This window comes from Wukongibacter baidiensis, from assembly GCF_050888315.1.
GTDB classification, from domain to species: domain Bacteria; phylum Bacillota; class Clostridia; order Peptostreptococcales; family Caminicellaceae; genus Wukongibacter; species Wukongibacter baidiensis.
The window spans coordinates 2,796,040-2,819,531 of the sequence record NZ_CP138202.1; the positions used below are offsets into that span (position 1 = coordinate 2,796,040).

Sequence of the window (23,492 nt, forward strand, 5' to 3'; positions counted from 1 at the left end):
TTATTCACCCTCTATTTCATGTAGTAGTAGCTCATATCCCGTAACTATAGCATTGCTAAAGGTGCTACACTTGGGACATATCTTGTTTGTAAAAGTCACCTTAAAGGTGTTTTCACAATTATTACATTTAGCACTAGCTTCTACTCTATCTATAATAAGCTCTGCTTCTTCTGCCTCAGTGTCCTTTGTAAAGGCCTCAAATGCAAACCTTAAGGCCCCCTCCTCTACACAGGTAAACTCTCCAATTTTTAAGACTACCTTTTCTACTTTTTTTAGATTGTAGGTTATAATATTCTCCTTAACGATTTCAAAGATCTCACCCACTATAGAAACTTCATGCACTTAGCTCACCTATTTCTTTGTCGATTTCTTCTTCTACAACCTTGATTATCCTAGGTATTTGATCTTTCAGTGTACTAGATAAATCCATGTCATAATATATTTCTTCTGGTTCAATTCCTATAATAATCACGTTGGGATAGTATCCCATTAGGTTTGCAGATCTGATAATATCTAATACCTGAACATCATGTAATGAAGAATTGGCCTTGATATAGCTTCCTAATTCTTTGGGAGGGACTTTATAAATAGTCCCTGGTAGATGCCCTCCCTTTAAACTGTCAATTATTATTACTTTATCATTCTTTACGAACACATCTAATAAATCAAATATGGAGGTTCCTCCATCTATTAGTTCGATTTCATCCTCTATATTTTTCCTTAGTAGTTCATTAATCACATGGACTCCTATTCCGTCATCTCTCAAGAGCAGGTTTCCAATTCCTACTACAGCTATTTTTTTCATTAGAATGCGCCCTTCGGATTAGGTGTAGATACTACAAACTTTGCTTTTATGTTTTTCTCAGGATCTATTACATGTATAGAACAGCCTGTACAAGGGTCAAATGAATGAACTATTCTAAGTAGCTCAATTGGCTGGTTTACATCCTGTATTGTTACACCTATTAGTGCCTGCTCTAGGGCTCCCATTTGATTAAAGTCATCCCTTGGTGAAACATTCCAGCAAGTAGGTGTAAGTACTTGATAATTATTTAAATCCTTTTCACTGAAATTTAACCAATGGCCCAAGGCTCCTCTAGGAGCTTCTGTCAGCCCTACGCCTGTTCCTGATGACGGAAGGGCTAACTGTGTATAAGCACTTGTTGTTGACACTGAATTAATCCAATTGAACATTTCTGATGCTAACTTTTTAGTTTCAAGTCCCCTTGCCATATGTCTGTCCATAACGGAAATACCATTTGTGTATTCTTTATTCATGAACATTCTTGCTAGTGGTCCTACTTCGTATACATCTCCATCGTACCTTGGAGCCTTTAACCATGAGTAGGCACCACTTTTACCATAGTTAGGATTAGTTTTACCACTGCTTGGATGTCTATTTCCAGAATCATTGGTATACCATGAGTATTTTGCATACTCCTTTATCTTTGACATATTAATTGAGCCGTATGATCCACCCTTGTATATACCAGATTTAAATAAGGTATTTCCCTTCGTATCAATATCGAATACTCCATATGTAAGCAGATTGCCACAGCCCTGCCCAATATTATAGTAATCACTATATTTGTCAGCTATAAAGTTCAGGTCGTCCATGTATTCATTGTCTATAAATGACTTTACTTCACTTAAATAACTTTTAAAATTAGATATATCAGAACTTGTAGGTTTATTAGTAACTCCACCAGGAGCTATTGACATAACGTGAGGAATTTTCCCTGAAAAGATAGCCGTCATTTCATGGGCTTTTCTCCTTATTTCTAGTGCCTTTATGTAGTTATTTATTAGTCCACTATTTTCAGAACTACTTAATCTATAGTCAACATCATAGCCTGGTGTCCAAGGGCTTTGCTGAGGACCCTTAGCATAATCTAATAATGCTAGATGATAAAAGTGTAAAATGTGATCTGATAAATAATTTCCACCAAGAATAAGATTTCTTAGAAGCATAGCATTAAATGAAGGGGTATAGCCGAAAGAGTCTTCTATAGCCTTTACCGAAGCTACGCTATGACTCACAGGGCAAAGACCGCATATTCTCTGGGTTATATGTATTGCATCCCTAGGATCTCTCCCTACCAATATCTTCTCAAAACCCCTAAATAGGTTTCCTGTGCTATGGGCATCAATAACTTTATTACTACTATCTACTTCAACTTCGATTTTTAAGTGTCCTTCAAGTCTAGTAACTGGATCTATTTTAATTTTAGTTGCCATGTTTTACAACGCTCCTTCTTAATTTACTAAGTTTTATTCTTATCTGAGCAAATTGCATAATTACCGTCCTAAAAGACTTCCTACCATATATAGTCTTCGAAGCACCAGAGCTATACCATATTTATTATGCAACCCAGCCAAGTTAGAATTATACAATTTCCCCTCATCTATCGAATCATATTTACTTTACTTCTGTAAATTTATAAAAACGCTCTTTACCAAAGTCTTGATCTGCACATCCTATACACAAGTGCCCTGCTTCAATACACCAATTCACCTTATTATTCCACTTTCTAGTAGGGCAATTATTATTAGTCTCTGGGCCTTTACAACCTAGCTCTTTATAACAGCCTTTTATTTCAAGTTTTTTAACTTCGTCATCTCCCCTAAAGGGACATATCTTGTGTATTTCTTGATCATAAAATTCTTCTGGTCTTCCATAACTGTCGATCCTTGGCATTCCATAAAGTAGTAGATCAATAATAGTCTTTGTTATAGTATAAGGATGGACCGGACAACCCGGAAGATTGATTATCTCATTTTTTGTTTTGTCTCTTAATATATCTTTATCCAATCTCTTTACACCAGTAGGATTTGGTCCTACCTTTGGAATTCCGCCAAATGAAGCGCAAGTTCCTGCTGCTATAACATATTTAGCCTTTGGCCCTATCTCTTTTACTGCATCAAGCATTGTCCATGGCTTTCCATCTTTTTCGCCTAAAACACAATATATCCCACCGTTACCGGTAGGGACAGCTCCTTCAACTACTAAAATAAACTGTCCATTATACTGTGAAACCGTCTCATCCATAGCCGATATAGCCAAGTCACCGGCCGCTGTCATTAGATTATGATGGTATTTCATACTTATTTTGTTAATTAATAAATTATCAATCGTTGTCTCACGTACTGTGTTCATTAGCGATATAGAACAGCCTGAGCATCCAGACCCCTGAAGCCATATAACAGGTGGAGTTGATTCTGCTGCCATAACCACACTCTCTAATTTGTCTAATTCAAATTTACTTACTCCTAGTGCAGCAGCCGATGCTGTACACCATTTTAGGAAATCTCTTCTTGATATTTTCATTTTCCCTAACCCTCCCATGGTATATTTTTGTTTTTTTTTACACATCATATTACATTAAAGATGCAAGTATAATTATTTTTGTTGTATTTTACTTACTTTTAGGAGGTAATGACTATTCAAATCATTTACTTCAATGTTAGTCTTATTAATACTAATTGTGCTGAGTCTTGTAAAATCACTTTCTTCTGCATTCTTGATTTACACTATTGTATATAAACATTCTTTAGGACTTGCGGCTTAATCAAACTTATAGAATGATTCATTGCCAAATTCTCTAGTAGCGCATCCAATACACATATGTCCAGCTTCAATGCACCAATTAACTTCATTATTCCATTTTCGGTTTGGACAATCATTAGAAGTATTAGGACCAAAGCATCCCAAGCCATTATAACAACCTTCGACACCAAGTTCTTTTGCTTTAGATGTACCTCTTCGTGGACAGTTTGCATGTACCTTTTCCTTGTAAAATGCTACTGGTTTTCCTTCTTTGTCAGTCCTTGGCATACCGTATAGCAATAAATCTATTATAGTTTTTGTTAATGTATATGGATGAATTGGACACCCAGGAAGATTCACTACTTTACTTTGAAGTTTACGTCCCAGAAGGTCATAGAGTCTAACCACACCTGTTGGATTGCTCCCAGCCTTTGGAATACCGCCGTAGGAGGCACAGGTTCCTGCAGCTATAATATGTTTTGCTTTAGCTGCTAATTCCTGTACAGCATCAAGCATTGTCCATGGCTGCCCATTCTTTTCACCTATAATGCAATATGTACCATTGTTATCAGTAGGAATGCCGCCTTCAACTACTAATATAAATTGCCCATTATACTGGGAAGAAGTCTCATCTATAGCCGATATGGCTAAGTCCCCGGCTGCTGCCATTAGGTTAGAATGATATTTCATACTTACTTTATTAATTAATAAATCATCAATCGTTGTTTCACGTATGGAGTTCATTAGTGAAATAGAGCAACCTGAGCATCCAGATCCCTGAAGCCATATAACCGGTGGAGTTGATTCCGCTGCCATAACTACACTCTCTAATTTATCTAACTCAAATTTACTTACTCCTAGTGCAACAGCCGATGCTGTACACCATTTTAGGAAATCTCTTCTTGAAATCTTCATGCAGTCTTCACCTCAATAACGATTTTCATTCTCAGTTAATTATTTTATCCAAAATAGGATTAAATTTCAACTTGATAAATTTGACAATTATCTTGCTTATCTTTATAAAAAGTACTATAAACATCTTTAATCTTAACCATATATAGCCTCTTTTAGTTTAGCTTTTTTTAAATAACAAAATGATTTACTTTTGAAATGCCTAATTGCAAATTTTATTACAATATCAATCCTCCTTTATCCTGATACTATAATTTCTACAGTTATAGTATTCGTTACAAATATTGTATTTGGGGACCTAATAAAAATAATTATGATAAGCTCTATGATTTCTATTTCAAGTCTTACATTTATTCTCTATTCAAAAAAAACTTCTATGAGATATTATCTCTTAGAAGTCTTAAGGTTCATAACCTAACTCTTAATTATTGGGATTCATGATTTCATTTATTCTTCAGTATAAGGTATTTTTAGAATATCACTCATTCTATTTTACTCCTTAACTTATCGTATTTTTTATAATGTAAAATCAACTGCACTAACTGAATGTATAGTCATCGTGTCAAAAACAGGAACGTCTACGTCTTCTTGTTTTATAAGTAAAGGAATTTCTGTACATCCTAAAACAATTCCCTCAGCTCCACTCGATACCAACTTATTTATTATTTCTTTAAATTTCTCTCTTGAAGACTGTTTCAATACTCCAAGGCATAGTTCATTATAAATAACATTATTAATTATCTCTCTATCCTCTTCACTAGGAATAATCACTTCAAGATTATGTTTTTCTTGTAATCTTTTTTTGTAAAAATCGCCTTCCATTGAAAATTTAGTTCCCATTAATCCCACTTTTTCAATCCTTTTTTTGATAATTTTTTCAGCTGCGGCATCAGCTATATGGAGTACAGGTATCCCCACCACATTTTGAACTTCATCGGCTGTTTTATGCATTGTATTTGAGCAAATTACTATATAATCAGCTCCTGCCTTTTTTAATCTCTGAGCAGCCTCTATCATTTCCTGAGTTAGCTCTTCCCATTTATCTTCATATTGCAATCCTGCTATTTTATTAAAGTTCAAGGAATACATAATACATTTTGCTGAATGTAAACCACCTAATCTTTCCTTTACTGTTTCATTAATCACTCTATAGTATTCTAGTGAGGATTCCCAGCTCATTCCTCCAATAAGGCCTATTGTTTTCATTTTTTATCTCCCCCACGAAAAAATTTTATAAGTGTATACATATGACATTATTTTTTAATTTTGGCTTGATATGTGCGCTTGCAATGTTATACCTACTCAAGTAAACTCTAAGGATCCTTTTGGCTCATGCTATCAACCTATTTTTCTATTATAATGTGATAGAGAAAAAGGTTGATAAAAATCGCTCAAAAGGAAACCTCAGAGCCAACTTTCGTTCCGTAAGTTTTATGAGCGCACCCCAATGGTTTGGCTATATATTAGATTTTCAAATTTCCATCTAAGATAGTAATTGCAGCCCCTCCAACTCTCACTTTAGTGATGTCGTTCCCACTTTTTTCAAGGCTCACATAAGCATACCCAGGTCTATGTACTTCAATACCTGCTTCACCTATAAGGTCTATACTCTGATCAAAACTAATTAGATTATTAAAGACCATATAGGAAGCTATACAGCCATTCCCTGTGCCACATACTGGATCTTCATTTACTCCTACAAGTGGGGCAAAACATCTACTATGATAATCGTATTTTGAATCTAATGTCTCTATACAAAATGGCATTATACCTACTATGTTATTTTCCCTACTGAAATCTTCTATAAGCTTTAGATTAGGTTTTACCTTGCTAAGCTTTTCTATCTTTTTTATTCCAAATACAAGCCACCATATACCTGTTGAAACCTTCATTACAGGCAAATCTAATAAGTCTTCTTTATTTAATCCTATCAGTCTTGCTATTTCCGCTTTGTCGTTTTTCATCTCTTCAAGCTTTGGCAAGGCTTGTGTCATCATAAATACTTTCTCTTGATTAGTATCTATAAGTTCTACCGGTAGTACTCCTGCCTTTGTCTCTTGATAGAAAAGGTTTTTATTTGAATCTAGTTTTCCCTCTTCATACAGGGCTGAAAATGTTGCTATAGTAGCATGACCACATAGATCTACTTCAGAGTTTGGGGTAAAAAATTGAACTTTAAAATCTGCATCCTTTGAATTTGATACAAAGGCGGTTTCAGAAAGATTCATTTCGCGGGCAATTTTCTGCTTAAGTTCATCACTTAAATTGTTAGCATCGGTAACAACTCCAGCAGGATTTCCTCCAAAGGGTGCTTTCGTGAAGGCATCCACTTGCTTGATATTTATTTTCATTATTTTAGAACCTCCCTTAATACCTTTGCAATTCTAATAATTCCTTCTTCAATTCTTTCTTCCGTCATATTTGAATAATTAAGTCTTAATGTATTCTCATTTCCACCATTTGGGAAGAATGAACCACCCGGAACAAAGGCCACGTCATTATCTAGACATCGGTCTAATACTTCTCTCGAGTTAATCTGTGAAGGAAGCTCCACCCATATAAATAATCCGCCTTCTGGATGTGTATATTTTATGCCGTCTGGGAATTCATTTTTGATTGCTTCAATCATTAGGTTACATCGATTTTTATAAACTGCTTTAATTTTGTTTATGTGTGATTCCAAATCATACATTTCAATATATTTAGATACTTGCATTTGTGAAAAAGTATTTGTGTGTAAGTCAGTACCTTGCTTCAATAATGTGTACTTTTGAATTATCTTTTGTGGCGCACATACCCAACCAACCCTTAGACCAGGACTTAGAATCTTTGATACGGTGCTCATGTAAATTACTCTACCCTCTGTATCAAAGCTTTTTAATGAAGGAAGCTTTTCACCTATAAATCTCAACTCTCCATAGGGATTATCTTCAATTACAATTACATCATATTCATTGGCAAGCTCTATTAACCTCGTCCTTCTCTCTAGGCTCATGGTTCTTCCTGTTGGGTTTTGAAAGTCGGGAATAGTATATATAAGCTTAACGTTCTTATTAGTTTTAAGGGACTTCTCAAGCTCTTCCATATCCATTCCATCGTCATCCATTTTTATCTCTAGAAATTTCGGTGAATAGGTTTTAAATGCATTTATTGCTGCTAGATATGTTGGACTTTCACATATTATGGTATCTCCTTCGTCTATAAACACTTTTCCTGTAAGGTCAAGCCCTTGCTGTGAGCCTGAAGTGATGATTATGTCTTCCATTGTAGTGTCTATACCGATCTTAGCCATTTTCTGGGAAATCTGCATTCTTAATGGCTTATATCCCTCTGTTGTACTATACTGTAACGCCAACTTTCCATCTTCACCAAGGATAGATTGACATATCTCCTTCATCTCTTCTATAGGAAAAAGCTCGGGTGCTGGAAGCCCTCCAGCAAAGGAAATAACCTCAGGTCTCTCAGTAACTTTTAAAATCTCACGTATTTCCGAAGCCTTAATCTTATCTGCCCGTTTTGCAAATTTATACACCATATATATCTCCCCCCACTTAAAATTAACTTAACCTATATAGTTTAAAACTTAAGTTGCTCTAAAAAAGCCTTCTCCATATAGGCATTTAAATCAGCCTATACAATGGGCTTTTTATAATATTCAATATCTTTAATTAAATCCTTGGTTTCTTCAAGGGTTTCCTTTACTGCTTCCATAAGATATTTTATGCCTTCTTCAATCTGGTCCACACTTGGATAGGTATAGTTTAGTCTAATGTAGCTTTCTCCCTGGGTTCCATATGGATAAAATGCTTCGCCAGGTACATAAACAACACCCTTATTTGATGCTTTAGCAATCAGTTTTGTTTGTGTAATGTTTTTAGGTAATCTACACCAAATATAATAACCACCTTCCGGTTCGTTCCAGACAATATCTTGTACTTTATATCTTTCAAGCGCTTCTATCATTACGTTTCTTTTAAAGGCATATTCCTTTCCGATCAATTTAATATGTTTCTCATAAAGACCTTTCCTTATAAACCTATCAAGAATCCACTGGCTTGGTGTGTTGACATGAAGATCTGTTATCTGTTTTAGATATGCAAACTTACTGAGTACCTGCTGTGGGGCGACTATCCATCCCACACGCAGTCCTAAGCATAAAACCTTTGAAAAGGTGCTAAGGTACATTACATATCCATGTCGGTCCAATGCCTTTAGCGGTGGTATAGATATACCATCATATCTAATTTCTCCGTAGGGGTCATCTTCAAGTATAGGTATTTGATACTGATAGGCTAAATTCAATAATTCATATCGTCGTTCTAAGCTCATTGTAACCCCTGAAGGATTTTGAAAGGTCGGTAATGTATATATAAACTTTGGTTTGTGTCTTACTAGTAAAGGCTCCAATATATCTGTGCGTATTCCGTTTTCGTCAATTGGTACACCTATAACCCTAGCCCCTGCCGCTCGAAATAATTGAATAGCTCCAAAGAAAGTAGGTTCTTCTACAATGACGGTATCACCGGGACGAATAAATATCCTTGCAGCAAAGTCAAGACCTTGTTGAGATCCTGAAAGCACCATAACTTCCCTAGGAGATACTTCTATTTGCCTATTTCTAAGCAAACTACTTATACTCTCTCTTAATGGATAATATCCTTCAACAGGGCTTTGAAGTAGTAAATCCTTTCCATGGTTTTTGAATAGCTTAGATTGGATTCCTTCAATTTCTTTGATAGGATACAAGTCCGGAGCAGGAATACCACCTGCAAGTGAAATGATATCCTTATAGCTGGCCACTTCCATTATGTCACTAATTATATGTCCATTATTAATCGTAGTTGTTTCATTAAAAAGTTGATACCAGGGCATTGGATTTGCTTGTTTTTCATCAAAGGAGGATTTACTAAATATTTGAGGAAGAACCACAGTCCCTTTGCCTACATGGGAGCCAATTAGCCCATCGGCCTTAAGTTCTTGATATGCCTTAATAACTGTACTGCGATTTACACCAAGTACTTCTGCAAGCTTTCGTTCTGGAGGAAGGGAAAATCCCTCCACAATTGCATTTGAAAATATCATATCCCTTATTTGATTTTTTATCTGCAAATAAATAGGTGTCTTAACCTTTCGATTTATAGAGATGCGCATCTAATCACTCTTTCTAAGCTTTATTGATTATGAATCTATAGATTGGTACCATCCAACTTAATTATATCAAGATAATTTCCTGTATTAAACTACCAATTGGAACATTCTACAACCATCCAATTTTAGAAATACGCACGAAGACTTTTTCAAAAACTAGAAAAACCATAGGATAATATACGAAAATACATACCTATGGTAATCAATAATCTCTTTTATATTTCTCTAACATGAATTAGAAATTTCTTAATAAATCATATAGCTTTTTTAAATCATCATGGGGTAGATTAATAGATATTTTTAATAGTATATCAATAGCAGATTTAAGAATCTCTCTCCCTTCACTAGTTATGCTTATATACACGACACGCTGATCTGTAAGGCTTCTTTCCTTTGTGACATATCCTTTTTCCACCAGTTTGTTTAAAGCTCTTGAAATATTTGGACTCTCATCTATCATTAACCTTTTTATCTGACTAACTGTTAACTGACCCTTTTCTCCATGTGCTAGCGTGCCAAGAATATTCACTTGTGTATATGATAACTTCAGATGTCTGAGACTTCGAGCTACCTTCATACTCTGCTCTTGTCCGATACAAATGAGAAGCCCAATTATTTTGTGTTCTAGTTTCATATCCGAGTTGATAATTAAATTCTTATTTGCCATACTCGACCACACTTTCATCATTCAGTGTTATTAAAGGTTCTTAAACTATTTACTAAAGGTTTAATAATCTAATTTTAATAGCCTCTGTTAAAAAAATACTTCTGGCTCTTTTCTTTCTGCACGAGTAACTTCTAGTTTTTTCATCATATTTTTCAATGTTTTATTTGTATAACTAATAGCTTTCTTTGGACAGGTATTGATACAACCAGCACAGCCTATACACTTTTTGCTATCAAAGGATTTAGTATCAATATCTATGGCACCTACGGGGCAATGTCTTTCACATTTTTTACATCCAATACAATCATCATTTATCTTCAATACACTCATGGAATAAGGCATCTTAAGACTATATCCCGGTAGTGCTGATATAATTGCACACTTTGCCACAGTAACTGCATCGTCTTTGGACCAATTCATTTTCAATTTGGACTTAAAACTAAAATCCCTATTTATAACTACTTTTTCATAAATATCTTCACCAAACTTTAACTGAATTTCCTTATCCTTTGCATCGGGTCTTCCTGCTGCAATCTTAGGTTCAAGGCTACTCTGACCTATAAAAGCACCGCCTGCTACCATTTTGAACCCTCTAGATTCTACTTCTCTCTTCATAAATATAAGGCTCTTTCCATAATATCCATTTCCATACATGACTACTCCAACTAGAGGAGTATTATTTCCTTTAATAGCATTGAAAACTTCCTGTGGAACACCAAATAACTTTGTTCCAGTCATCATTCCAAGTATAACTAAATCATCGCTTTTGAAATTGTATTTCTTTCTTCTATTTTCTTGGACCAGCATATCATGTTCGATGATTTCTACATCTCCCATTCCTTCGGCAATATTACGTACCGTTCTTTTAGTAGTCCCTCCTGGACTAAAATAAATTAGATGTACTTTCATTGTAAATCCTCTCCCTCCTAAACTGATAGATATATGAGTTAATAACTTTGTCAATAAACTTTATATTATTTCAAAATCATATATATTCCTTGTAAATATATTCCCAGGAATATATTTGTGTAAAAAAATAGTTTTTCCCGTAACTCTTTACATAAAAATTATACATTCCGCGGATTATAATGTCAAGATGTTTTTTTGACATATCATAATTATAAAGTCATCCACAGTTTTATAAGGTTTATAATTTCCTATGTCCTATAAGAAAAAGCTTAAGGGAAAGTTAGTATATATCATTTCGCCTTAAACTTTTTATAGTTTAGCCCGGATTCTTCTACTTTTGTAGTACTAGGTCTAGTTTTTGTATGAATTTTTCAGTCTGCTCAATGGTTCCTGTACTAACTCTAAGCCAGTTATCCCAGCTCCACAGATATCCTGGTCTTACTATTACTCCTTGTTCTAATAATTTTTGGAATACTACTTTTGAATCCATATTTACATCAACGAAAATAAAGTTAGAGTTAGATTTTATGTATTCTAGATTGTTATCTTCAAAGTATTTCTCCATCATTTCCATGGACTCATAATTTAATTCCACAGTTCCTTCAATATGCTCTTCATCGTCTAGAGCTGCTATAGCTGCTACCTGTGCCAATCTATTTGCATTGAAAACTCCCTTAACCTTGGTCATTTCATTTGTAATTTTCTTTGATGTTAATGCATATCCGGTTCTAACACCTGCTAGACCAGCTACCTTTGAAAAAGTTCTAAGTATAATGGTATTTGGTCTTTCTTTTAGTATCTTCAAGCTCTCAGGATACTGTGGATTTTTTATTGCATATTCATAATATGCTTCATCAAGTACTACTACTATTTCCTCTGAGATATTTTCAAATAAATAGTTTACTTCTTCCGCTGTCATTATGTTTCCAGTTGGATTATTCGGGTTACAAACAAATATTAATTTTGTTTTATCATTTATTTTCTCAATAAATGTTTCAAAATCATGTTTATAGTTTTTAAGTGGAACTAGTATAGGGACACCGCCCATATGAGAAACACTTGTTGCATATAGTCCAAATGATGGAACTGCCATTATAGCTTCATCACCTTCGTTTATAAAGGTCTGAGCTATGAATTTAAGAATTTCTTCTCCACCATTTCCTACTACTATTTGATCTGGATCTAAATCGTATTTTTTTGCTAGCTTTTCTCTTAAAGAAACTGCTCCAGAATCCGGATAAATGTGTATATTTCCTGCTTCATTTTTTATAGCCTCTACTGCTTTTTTTGACGGCCCCAATGGGTTCTCATTGGATGCAAGCTTTACTATGTCTTCTAAACCTAATTCTTTCTTTACTTCTTCAATAGGCTTCCCTGGTACATAACGTTTTAAAGTGAGTACTTCATTCCTAAATAAGTTGTTATCCATGATGTTTTCCCCCTCCGCTATTATTTTTTCTAATTTGTAAGATCCCTTTCTCCACAGGAATAGTTCTTAACTATTCATTACATATCCAATTATACCAGATAATAGGTTAATAGTTTTTAAATATTCACAATTATTTAATTTTTATACTTTCTTAAGGTCTTCTATAACCATTTGCGGCTTAACATTCCCGTTCCATTCATTTATATCTAGGGAAAAGGCAACACTTACTGTTTCTGGTTCTCCTATCTTTCTATATCTTTCAGTTAGTGAGAAGCCAATTCCATCCATGTTAATATCGTCTCTTTTTCCGACAAATTTCAAGTGTTTACCATCGGTTCCACATCCCTTTGTCTTACTTGAATCAACATTTATATCATTTATTATGAATAATGGTCTCGGATTTCCCATTCCATAGGGCTCCAGCTTTGATATCTCATTGATAAGTTCGATGGTAAAATCATTTGGTGAAAGCTCTGACATTATATTTAGTTTCGGTATAAATATATCTGGATTTGTCTTTTTAATTCTTTTAGCTCTAAAGTTTAATCTATCCCTCAGTTCATCCAATTTGTCTTCTTCTATAGAGAAACCACATGCCATTTCATGTCCCCCAAATCCTATAAAAAGGTCTGTGCAAGTTTTCATTTCTTCATAGATGTTTATTCCAGAAATACTTCTTCCACTACCCTTTAGGTGTCCCTCTTCACTTCTTGTAACCACTAGGGCAGGCTTATAAAACATGTCTTTCATCTTGCCAGCCACTATACCTATAACACCTTCTGACATGTTGTCAGCTCTAAGAACTAAAAAGTCATCTTCTCTATATTTTCGTTCAACAAGTTCTTTACAAAACTTTTCTCCATTTTCTTGTACCATTCGTCTTTCTTTATTTAAGTTATATAGATACTGGGCCATTTTATTAGCCTTGTTCCTATCTTTACTTAGGAGAAGTTCTACACCATGTCTTGCCTCTTCAAGTCTTCCAGCGGCATTAAAACATGGTCCTATAACAAACCCAATCCTTCCTGCTGTTATCTCTTTATCCATAAGTCCAACAGCTTGTCTTAGACTTAATATTCCAAGACGTCTATTTGCATTAATACTTTTTAACCCATATTTTATGAGAGTTCTATTTTCATCTACTAAGGGCACAATATCGCAAATAGTCCCTAAAGTAACTAGATCAAGGAGTCTGGATAATGTTGATTTAGGAAGTCCTAGTGTTTTTTGGACAGCCTGTGCTAGCTTAAAAGCTACTCCACACCCACATAGTTCTTTAAAAGGATAATTATCTCCCTCCTGCTTTACATCTATAATAATACAGTTTGGTAATGCTTCTGGTGGATTATGATGGTCTGTAACTATAACTTCAAGTCCTAATTCATTGGCATATTCTATTTCCTTTACGGCACTAATCCCATTATCCACTGTGATAATGAGATCAGCCTTCATCTCTTCTTTCATATGTTTTATAGCATCTATATTAAGTCCATAGCCTTCAGTAAAACGGTTAGGTATGTAGTAATCTATGTTTTTTGTTATTCCTCCGAAAAACTCTAATAGTAAAGATGTAGATGTAACACCGTCTACATCATAGTCTCCAGCGATCACAATCTTGTTCTTTTTTGTTAGGTGATATATAATTCTACCCACTGCCTCGGTCATATTCTTGATAAGAAATGGGTCATAGGTCCTCTGAGGCTTATCGCTTAAAAATTCTTCTATATCTTCTTTATCAGTAATCCCCTTTGAAGAAAGTATAGTTTCAACAATGGATAGGCCTTCTTTTTTTTCACAAATCGTCTTCCAAACCTTTTCCATGAAAGTCCTCCAATCAAAATAGTATACAAACATTGTATCATATCATCTATTTTCAATGAACAATCTTAATTAAATAAACCTAAGGAGATATAAAATTTCCTTGGGCTTAGGCTGTTAACCTTGTTAACAAGATGACCCAAGGAAATATAAAATTTCCTTGGGTCTATTTTTTAATTTCTATTGGAATTGCTTACTTAAAAAGCTCTTTAAAAGATTTGGTATTTGATTTTGTATTTGTTGACCTACTTGTTGTTTTATCTGATTTCCAATCTGTGCTTGTATTTTTCCAGCTATTTGTCCATATATCTGCTGCTGAACTTGTTTAGTGATATGTTCTTGAATTTGTTTTTGTACTTGTTCTTGTGCCCTTCTTTGGGCAAAGTGCTGAAAATGTTGGGCACGACCCGGATATCTCATTGATCCCATAGGACGTTGTACTTGCCTTAATTGTCTTTGCATTTGTAATGGTCCCTGTAGTTCTCTTACTAAACGCATTGGCTCTTGCATTTGTTGTATAAATTTAAGTGGTCCCTGCATTTGTTGTATAAACCGTATAGGTCCTTCCATTTGTTTCATAAAACGCATTGCTTTTTTCAGATTCTCTAGCATCTCAGGGTTTTGCTCTCCAAGTAATTCCATAAGAATTTTTTGTAATGGGTCCTCTATATCTTCATCTTCATATTCCTCTTCTTCTGTTTGTGAATAGTTAGGTAAAACAGTTATCTCAGCAGTTTTAAAGTTCTCTTCATTATTTATTTCATCTAAATAATTATCATAGCTTTCATCTACCTCTTCTATCTCGTTCACTTCATCTATGTCAATTACTTCTGGTTCAGTTTCATCATTTTTTTTCACTAATTTTATAACTTTAGCTCTATCCATAATATATAGTTTCCTATTTCACCCCTTTATCAATCAATATACTACATACAATATACTACTCATTTCATCTTTAACGTCTATAAGCTTTAATAGTACTGTTTTGTATATTATCCCAATAAACAATCTGAGATCAATTACATTTTTTGTTGTTTTTTCACTATTATAGTATGATAAGAAGCGATAAACCGTGTGGAAACTAGTCTTATTTTTTCAAAATAATTTTAAAAGGACCTATATTATTTTTTTAATAATACAGGTCCTTATATATATACATATTAACATTCTAAAAATACAAATCAGTATTGTTTATCTACAGATTATCATCATTTTTTCGTTCCTTGATAATTCCTTTTTCCAAAAGAACTTTTTCAAAAGCATCTACAACCTTTTCATCGTAATGAATTCCACCAAGAATCTTTAACTCATTTAGTGCATCCGATGGAGATACGGCTTTTCTATAGGGTCTATCGGTAATCATGGCATCAAAGGTATCTGCAACGGCAATGATTTTTGCTTCTATAGATATTTCATATCCCATAAGACCGTAAGGATATCCTGAGCCATCTAACCTTTCATGGTGTTCTATTATAATCTTAGTTATTTTTTCATAATATGTATCTTTAACCATTTCGGCACCATCTATGGGATGCTTCTTTATTAATTCCATTTCTGCACTAGTTAATCTACCTGGTTTTTGCAATATTTCATCAGGAACATTAATTTTCCCAATATCATGAAAAAGCGATGCAAATGCAATGTTCTCAACACTTTCTTTAGATAATCCTAGTTTATTTCCTATTGCTACCGAATAATCCTTTACTCTATCTCCGTGATTGTGGGTATACAAATCCTTTTTTTGACTTTTTAAAGCAATTTCCTTTAGGTCCTCAATCCTTTTACTTAAACAATGGAATAGGGGCTGAGTAGTAACGTATAATAACTTTACATCACTATTCACCTTGAAGTATACTGTTTCTTTTAAATGGTGCACGTAGAAATAGTCTCCTTTTTTTAAAACTATATCAGCGCCATCCTTTTCATATAGTATTTCCCCGTCCAATATATAAACAAATTCCATTAATTCACTTATATCCCCTGGGGTCATGAACATGTTTTCCCCTGACTTTATTTCTTGAATCATAACCTCAGTTCCATCGCCTCTTGCAATCAAGCTAAGATCTGTTACACTCTTACTAGATCTCTCTATACATTCATTACCCCGTCCTATATATAGTCCTTGCTGCATCTTAATCCTCCTTGAAGTCACATAGGGAGATTCTTTCTCTAGATTTACAATATTATGATCAAGTTTACCATCCTGAAACATTTAAAGGATCTACTAATACTGTTCTATTACCTATTTGAACTTCTACATATTCACAAACAACAGTAGCCCCATATTTCTTTTTTGCTTCTTTTATAGTCTTTTTAGATATCTTGTCGGTTTCTTTAATTAATTTATTTATTATTTTATCAAGCTTAACATCATATTTAGAACTCTCTGGATCTAATTCATCTGCTTTTTCTACTGCTTCCTCAATCTTCTCCTCAATCTTCTGATTAGCTTCCTCTACAAGAGAGTAAACATCCTCAGCTGCAAATACTGTGGCACTAAACACCATCACCAATAACATTGATAAAACTACTACAGACAAAAACCTTTTCATACAATCTCCTCCTTGTTATATAAGATGTTTTAGTCAGCTGCATATCTATGCAACTGCTAAAAAACTATATTTCAAAGGACTCCTTTACCAAGTATATCCCCACATAAATATCTGGCAAATAAGTATCCTATGAAAGTCATTTCAAAACAAGTTCTCAATACGATTCTCGGTAAATCTGTAATAAAAAAGTCTTTAATAAAGATTCTCAAGGTAGACTTTGCTGAAATCCATAATGGAAATCGTACTTATACAAAACTTCAAGATGTTCATAATTTCCTATGTATTATAAAAAATTAATAAATAATTCTACAATAAATTCCAATTTCCTGCTTAAAATAATATTTTATTAAATTTTTTTGGATTTTTGATTCATATAGCCCAGATTCTTCGTTATAAATTAGGAAGTATGCAAATAGCTTTGGACTCTATTAATAATATAATATATAACATTTCTTTAAGTTTCGAAAAACAACGACAATAAACCACTATTTTTGTCATAGTATTTTAATTTTTTTAATTCAATTGGAAAGTTCACTTCTTAAAATGTTCTATGGATTTTTTTTAATCTTTTCTTATAAGTATACATTCTTTCATCGGCGGCCCTTACTAATTGATTATACTCGTTACTATCATCCGGAAATTTAGCAATTCCATAGCTAAATTCACAACTAATCCTATTACCTTCAAATGTAATTGGTCTACTTTTTAAGTACTGAGATAACTCTGTAAATTTATTCTTCAACCAACATATATCCCTATCTGAAAAAACAGCCACAAATTCATCTCCACCAAACCTAGCCAGTATAGTTTGAGATTCAATAAATTTACGTAAACTGCTAGAAAATGTTTTTATTAGCCTATCTCCTGCTAAGTGTCCGTAGGTATCATTTACAAATTTTAACCCGTTTAGATCAAATAACACTAAATAAAATTCCTTATTATCTTTACTCGCTTCTTTTATATATGCTTCAAATAATTCTTCGAAATAACTTCTATTATATATATTGGTTAATCTATCATATCTTGACAAATATATAGTTTCTTCATAGAGTCTATGTTTATTTATAACTATTGCAATCTGATTTCTTAAATATTCCATTACTTCTAAGTCCATTTCATCATATATACGATTACGACTACTGTCAACATTAACTAAACCGTAAAGTTTACCATCTATAATAATAGGTGAACTTATAGAAGATTGAACTTCAACCCTTTTGTCATTTTCCAAAATATCTGGAAATTTTTTATTTATCAGTTCTTGAATGTCATTAATAACAACTGCCCTATGAAAATTTCCTTTTGTCATGAACCAGAAAAAAGTTTCTCTTAGTTTGAGTCTAAATTCCTTAGCCTTTTCTTCATCAAAGCCTTTACATGCGGCAATCCGTAAATTCTCATCCTTATCTAAGAGCATTACACAGGAAAGTTCAACTTCTTCTATTACCTCTGATACCTTTTCCAATATTAGATTAAATAATTCATTTGTATTGTTAATACCTATAATAGCATGATTTATTTCTATGGAAGCTTCTTTGAGCTTTAATAGCCTCTGGATTCTTTTTTCAGCTATTTTCCTATCGGTGATATCAGTTGCAATACCTACTAAACCCATCGGTTCGTTTTGCAAATCCGTTATAACTGCCTTATTAAAAATAACATCATGCAACGTTTTATCCTTATGTCTAATCTTTGACTCATAGGTTTGTTTTCCTCTATTTACAATTAACTCGCTATCAAATTTATGATAAATATCAGCAAGTTCCTTTGGACATAAATCATAGACACTTCTTCCAATAACTTCTTGGTACTCTAGTCCTAAATATTCACAAAATGCAACATTGCAATGTCTGTATACACCATTTAAATCCTTACAAAATATTGGATTTGGAAGTGTATCTATAACACGTTGAAGGGCTTCAAGATTCTCTCTAATAGATGTCTCTGTTTCCTTCCATTCATTTATATCTTGAATAGTTCCGATTACTTTATTTGGTTCACCGCTCTCATCGTAAAGCACTTCACAGTTTGTTCGAACCCATTTTTCTTCTTTATTTGAATTCAATATTTTATATTCTATTTTTTCTATTCCTCCATATTTTAACGCTTCTTTTAAAGCATCTCTTACGACATTTTTATACTCATTACAAATAAAGTTATCTATGAAATGCTGTAAGTCAATATCCGTTACATCCTTACTGATTCCACATATTTGGCAAGTTTCATCGGCAAAATAGAAGTCATCCTTCGTACAATCCCATTCCCAAATGCCTGTATTAGCAATCCTTTGGGTAAGCTTTAGGCTAACTTCTTTTTCTCTTAAAAACTTCTTAGATTTACCTTGGGGCAAAACTTTATCAAACATGGTCATATTTTTTCTCCCCTAAAAATTTAATAATCTACAACAGTCCATTATATGGAATCAGACAAATTTCTTAGTGCTATTATATCATATTTATTTGTTCCAAAACGATCTCAGCTTTGTTTCTACCTGCTTAGAGTTGTAAACTTGAACAGAATGACTCCACTCTCTTGGAAAAATTCTTCTATAGGAATAGTAGGTAAAACGATCATCTATGAGCAAAATAGTACCTTTATCATTTTTTGTTCTTATCACTCGTCCTGCAGCCTGAAGAACTTTATTCATCCCAGGATAGGTATATGCATATTCATATCCATAGCTATTTTTATTATCGAAATAACCTTTTATTATATTATTTTCAAGGGAAATTTGAGGCAATCCTACTCCTATAATGATAGCTCCAGACAAACGATCCTCCGTAAAATCTATACCTTCAGAAAAAAGTCCTCCTAGCACAGCAAATCCCAACAGGCTTTTTGAAGGATTGGGTTTAAACTCATCAAGAAAGGCCTCTCGCTCCTGTTCAGTCATCAATGGGTTTTGCACTAAGGTCAAGATTTCTGGATTGTTTTCTTGAAATTCTTCATGAACTCTTTGTAAATATGCGTATGATGGAAAGAACACAAGATAGTTTCCAGGTTTCTCTTTAATTGCAGCTTCTACATACTTAACGATTTGGCTATAACTATTTTCCCTATCCCTTAAACGCGTAGAAATATTCTTGGTTATCAAAAGAGAAAATTGCTCTTTTGAAAATGGTGATGGCAATACCAGCATATGATCTTCATCCTCTCCACCTAAAATTTCTTTAAAATATTTAAGCGGAGCTAGTGTAGCTGAAAAAAATATGCCACTTTTCCCTCTCTTTATTGCTTTCTTTATCAATTCAGAAGGATCTAAGCAAAAGATCTTAATCTTTGTATCTTTATTTTCCTTTTCAATATATGTTATGTATCTTTCATCGTATAGCTCACCTATTTTTAGAAATGACAATGCATCGAAATACAGTTCAGATAATTTTTCATCTATTTCTTCTGTCCTGTTGGAGGCAAAGTAGAATTCGCATTGATTTATAAGATTTTCTAATAATTCATCTAGTATAATTGGATATTCCTTCTGAATATGACTTTTACCTTCATTACATAGCTTTTTCATGTCAATCATAAATGAGTTTAATTTATTAAGTGATTTTGCTATACCAGGACTCTTCTCCTTCATTGTTCTTTTTAATTCTAAAAATTGTCTTTTATAGAGCTGAGCTGAAAACATTGTTCTGGCTCTATCAACTAAATTGTGTGCCTCATCAACTAAAAAAACATAATCACCCTTCTGAGAAAAAAAACGCTTAAGATACACTCTAGGGTCAAAAACATAGTTATAATCACATATTATACAGTCCGACCACAATGATAAGTCTAAAGCAAACTCAAATGGACATACCTTATGCTTTTCTGAGTATTTTTCAATAGTTTGCCTTGTGAAATTTTCTTCATGGCAGATTATATCCATAAGTGCTTCATTGACTCTATCAAAATGGCCTGCAGCATAGGGGCATTCTTCTGGATCACACTTTCTCTCCTCTTGAAAACATATTTTATCCTTAGCCGTCAAAGTGATTGTTTTCATCTTTAGTCCCTTTTCCCTCATCTTTACAAAGGCCTCTTCAGCTACTGTCCGCGTAATAGTCTTTGCCGTTAGATAGAATATCTTAGATGTAAGTCCTTCTCCCATTGCCTTAATAGTCGGAAATAATGTTGATATGGTTTTTCCAATTCCCGTTGGCGCTTGTACATATAATTTTTTATCATCTTTTATAGTTTTATAGGTGGCAACGGCCAAATTCCTTTGACCTTTTCGATAGGAACTAAAGGGAAAATCTAGTTTTACTATGGATTTATTTCTCTCTATATCCCATTCCTTAGTTATGGCTATCCACTTAAAATATTCTTCTACTAACTTACTAAAAAATTGTTCTAATACATCTATTGAAAAGGTTCTTCTAAGCTTCTTCATCTCTTCAGTCTCTATATTATAATAGGTTAATTGTATGTCTATTTCTTCTAAGTCCTTTTCATGTCCATAAATATATCCGTAGCATTTAGCCTGTGCCCAATGTAATTCATTAAATTCCTCATCGATTTTTTCTAAGTCTATTACGACGGTCTTTATCTCATCGATGATCACTTTTTCGTTTTCAAAAAGGATTCCATCGGCTCTACCTTGTACAGTTAAAGTGTCTCCTTCATAGTCAACCGTATATTTTAATGTAACCTCTGATTCATATCCATCATCATAGGATTTTTGGATTTTTCTATGGGCCTTTGCTCCTTCTAAAGCTCTATCATAGCTTGTAAATCCTCCACTACTGATGTCTCCCTCACGTAAAATAAACTCAACTAGGTTACGAATAGATATCTTTTTTTCCCTTGCATTATTCATAGGTTTGCCTCTCGTATTGTATTTTGTTATCCATATTATAACAACAAGTCTCTAATGGTGTCCAATATAATAAGAACATAAAATCTAACATCAACTCAACACAGTCTATCTTTGGTAAAATTATAAAACACCTAAATGTTTAAAATTATCATCTAGGCGTCTCACAAACATATTTTCTATTTTTCAATAATATCTATTCGTCCCTCTGCTATATATCTTTTTAAAGTCCTCATCGATATATTTGTATCAAAGTATACCTCCATCATAGTAGCCCTACTATTTTTAAACAAATATTCTTTGACTACTCCATAATCTTCTATATCCTTTTCATAGCATATAAGACATAGTTCTTGATACTTTTCAATCTTAATAAAAAATCTTTGACATGCTTTGCATATCCCTCGTTCCATTTAAACCACCTGCCCCAAAATTGTCTTACTATAAAGAATACGAATCTAAGAGAAATTTTGGGGACTACAAAGAACAAAGTCTTTTATAAATATTCTGAAAGTTAGCTTTCACTATATGTCATAAAAACTCTAGGTCATCAAACCGTTTTATTTTCCTAGCGGCTATTTATCCTCAATCTCACTAATATTTTTTAACATGATTGAAATCGTTCCATCCATATTTGACATAAATTCTACCTTATCCTTCCTAGATAGAAATGATGCTGGTAGCTTAATTTCGATTCCATCACTGGTTACTAAACGCTGTTTTCTCATAACTTTTTTCTCTACATTTTCAGTTACAGAGAGGTTTTTTTCCTTTAATCCTCTTTTTTCTATCTCTTCGTTATATATCTGCTGCATTTCTGTATTTCCCTTAAAGACTTTATCCCCTACTTCTTCAATATTAATCGTCATAGAGTCTTCAAAGCTTTCAGCAATTGCATTCTTTATCTCAGCCATCTTTGTTACATCATCATTACAATATTTTTTTACTACTTTTTTAGATGCTTTATTTATAATATCTATCTTCTCTTTATCGGATAATGCTTCCGTTGATTCAAGTATATCCTTTGATAGATAGAACTGTTTTTCACCATCTATTTCATATTTCTTCTCCTTCAATAGTATTGAAAGATCATCCATATCTACAAGTATACACTCATCAATTTTTTGCGTAGCTAATGGAAGTGCTGTTTTTTGCTTAACTATCCTAACTTCCCTCCCATCTTCACTCTCATCTATGTAGTGTATATATGACTCTTTGTAGTTTAGTTTTAGGATACCAAGATATTTTGAGTTGTCTTTTTTAAATAGGGTACATATCAAATCTGCTGAAGGAATCTCAGGGTTTTTATTCATAAATTCGTAAATTGTAGAAGCAATATTTTTAGTTACTGGAATAAAATCCTCTTGACCATGCTTAAGCTTTAAACAATCTTTGTTAAACAGGTTTTCATCATCTGTGAAATATACCTTTTTTAGATCTATATCTTTAAATATTCTAAAAATATGCTTTTCTATATATTCATACATATCAGAATCCATTTCATAATTAAAATCTGATAAAACCGGTGATCCAACTGCTCCATCTAATATATGAACAATTAGCTTTTCTACTAGTATATTACTATCCATATTTTTTCCTCCTTAAAGAACAAGTGTCTTACATTCATAAATGCATTCTATATAAAAGCTTACTAGAATATATAGTATTTTTCAACTTGAATTTTTTGATAAATATAGGCTTCTCTGGTCGGT

20 protein-coding genes are annotated in these 23,492 nt (G+C 33.3%); all 20 read right to left on the reverse strand.

The genetic code is table 11. The features are described from left to right. The gene (gene hypA / locus R9X47_RS12635; protein WP_432667241.1) at window positions 1-342 is read right to left on the reverse strand and encodes a hydrogenase maturation nickel metallochaperone HypA; all 342 of its coding nucleotides are present in this window, start codon (window positions 340-342) and stop codon (window positions 1-3) included. After that, a complete protein-coding gene (locus tag R9X47_RS12640) occupies window positions 335-805 on the reverse strand; it encodes a hydrogenase maturation protease (RefSeq protein WP_432667242.1) in 471 nt (156 codons plus the stop codon). Before R9X47_RS12640 ends, hypA begins: the two co-directional genes overlap by 8 nt. Next, entirely contained in the window at window positions 805-2,238 is a 1,434-nt protein-coding gene (locus R9X47_RS12645; RefSeq protein ID WP_432667243.1) for a nickel-dependent hydrogenase large subunit, read from the reverse strand. Before R9X47_RS12645 ends, R9X47_RS12640 begins: the two co-directional genes overlap by 1 nt. A 181-nt stretch (window positions 2,239-2,419) precedes the next feature. Continuing rightward, a complete protein-coding gene (locus R9X47_RS12650; protein WP_432667244.1) occupies window positions 2,420-3,328 on the reverse strand; it encodes a hydrogenase small subunit in 909 nt (302 codons plus the stop codon). Between the two features lie 237 nt (window positions 3,329-3,565). Next, window positions 3,566-4,462: a hydrogenase small subunit gene (locus tag R9X47_RS12655; protein ID WP_432667245.1), complete on the reverse strand. Its 897-nt coding sequence runs from the start codon at window positions 4,460-4,462 to the stop codon at window positions 3,566-3,568. Window positions 4,463-4,975: 513 nt separating this feature from the next. After that, window positions 4,976-5,665, reverse strand: a complete 690-nt coding sequence (locus tag R9X47_RS12660; protein WP_432667246.1) for an aspartate/glutamate racemase family protein — start codon at window positions 5,663-5,665, stop codon at window positions 4,976-4,978. A gap of 257 nt (window positions 5,666-5,922) precedes the next feature. Then, window positions 5,923-6,810 carry a PhzF family phenazine biosynthesis protein gene (locus tag R9X47_RS12665; protein ID WP_432667247.1) on the reverse strand — a complete coding sequence of 296 codons (888 nt, stop codon included), beginning with the start codon at window positions 6,808-6,810 and terminating at the stop codon, window positions 5,923-5,925. After that, window positions 6,810-7,994, reverse strand: a complete 1,185-nt coding sequence (locus tag R9X47_RS12670; protein WP_432667248.1) for a PLP-dependent aminotransferase family protein — start codon at window positions 7,992-7,994, stop codon at window positions 6,810-6,812. The genes R9X47_RS12665 and R9X47_RS12670 overlap by 1 nt, the downstream gene beginning before the upstream one ends. A 95-nt stretch (window positions 7,995-8,089) precedes the next feature. Continuing rightward, window positions 8,090-9,610, reverse strand: a complete 1,521-nt coding sequence (locus R9X47_RS12675) for a PLP-dependent aminotransferase family protein (RefSeq protein ID WP_432667249.1) — start codon at window positions 9,608-9,610, stop codon at window positions 8,090-8,092. Window positions 9,611-9,842: 232 nt separating this feature from the next. Further along, window positions 9,843-10,274, reverse strand: a complete 432-nt coding sequence (locus R9X47_RS12680) for a MarR family winged helix-turn-helix transcriptional regulator (protein ID WP_432667250.1) — start codon at window positions 10,272-10,274, stop codon at window positions 9,843-9,845. An 87-nt stretch (window positions 10,275-10,361) separates the two neighbouring features. Further along, entirely contained in the window at window positions 10,362-11,183 is an 822-nt protein-coding gene (locus R9X47_RS12685; protein WP_432667251.1) for an EFR1 family ferrodoxin, read from the reverse strand. Window positions 11,184-11,514: 331 nt separating this feature from the next. Further along, window positions 11,515-12,612: a histidinol-phosphate transaminase gene (gene hisC, locus R9X47_RS12690; protein WP_432667252.1), complete on the reverse strand. Its 1,098-nt coding sequence runs from the start codon at window positions 12,610-12,612 to the stop codon at window positions 11,515-11,517. A gap of 141 nt (window positions 12,613-12,753) precedes the next feature. Continuing rightward, on the reverse strand, window positions 12,754-14,433 hold the full coding sequence (gene recJ, locus R9X47_RS12695; protein WP_432667253.1) for a single-stranded-DNA-specific exonuclease RecJ: 1,680 nt from the start codon (window positions 14,431-14,433) through the stop codon (window positions 12,754-12,756). Between the two features lie 177 nt (window positions 14,434-14,610). Further along, window positions 14,611-15,315, reverse strand: coding sequence for a hypothetical protein (locus R9X47_RS12700; RefSeq protein WP_432667254.1), 705 nt, complete (start codon window positions 15,313-15,315; stop codon window positions 14,611-14,613). Window positions 15,316-15,625: 310 nt separating this feature from the next. Next, complete coding sequence (locus R9X47_RS12705) at window positions 15,626-16,561, reverse strand: HD-GYP domain-containing protein (protein WP_432667255.1); 936 nt, start codon at window positions 16,559-16,561, stop codon at window positions 15,626-15,628. A gap of 64 nt (window positions 16,562-16,625) precedes the next feature. Beyond that, window positions 16,626-16,982, reverse strand: coding sequence for a hypothetical protein (locus R9X47_RS12710; protein WP_432667256.1), 357 nt, complete (start codon window positions 16,980-16,982; stop codon window positions 16,626-16,628). A gap of 538 nt (window positions 16,983-17,520) precedes the next feature. Continuing rightward, window positions 17,521-19,353, reverse strand: coding sequence for a diguanylate cyclase domain-containing protein (locus tag R9X47_RS12715; protein ID WP_432667257.1), 1,833 nt, complete (start codon window positions 19,351-19,353; stop codon window positions 17,521-17,523). 84 nt (window positions 19,354-19,437) lie between these two features. Beyond that, window positions 19,438-21,783 carry an ATP-dependent DNA helicase gene (locus R9X47_RS12720; protein WP_432667258.1) on the reverse strand — a complete coding sequence of 782 codons (2,346 nt, stop codon included), beginning with the start codon at window positions 21,781-21,783 and terminating at the stop codon, window positions 19,438-19,440. Window positions 21,784-21,959: 176 nt separating this feature from the next. Next, the gene (locus R9X47_RS12725) at window positions 21,960-22,193 is read right to left on the reverse strand and encodes a hypothetical protein (protein WP_432667259.1); all 234 of its coding nucleotides are present in this window, start codon (window positions 22,191-22,193) and stop codon (window positions 21,960-21,962) included. 162 nt (window positions 22,194-22,355) lie between these two features. Further along, the gene (locus R9X47_RS12730; RefSeq protein ID WP_432667260.1) at window positions 22,356-23,369 is read right to left on the reverse strand and encodes a nucleoid-associated protein; all 1,014 of its coding nucleotides are present in this window, start codon (window positions 23,367-23,369) and stop codon (window positions 22,356-22,358) included. Window positions 23,370-23,492: the final 123 nt, after the last annotated feature.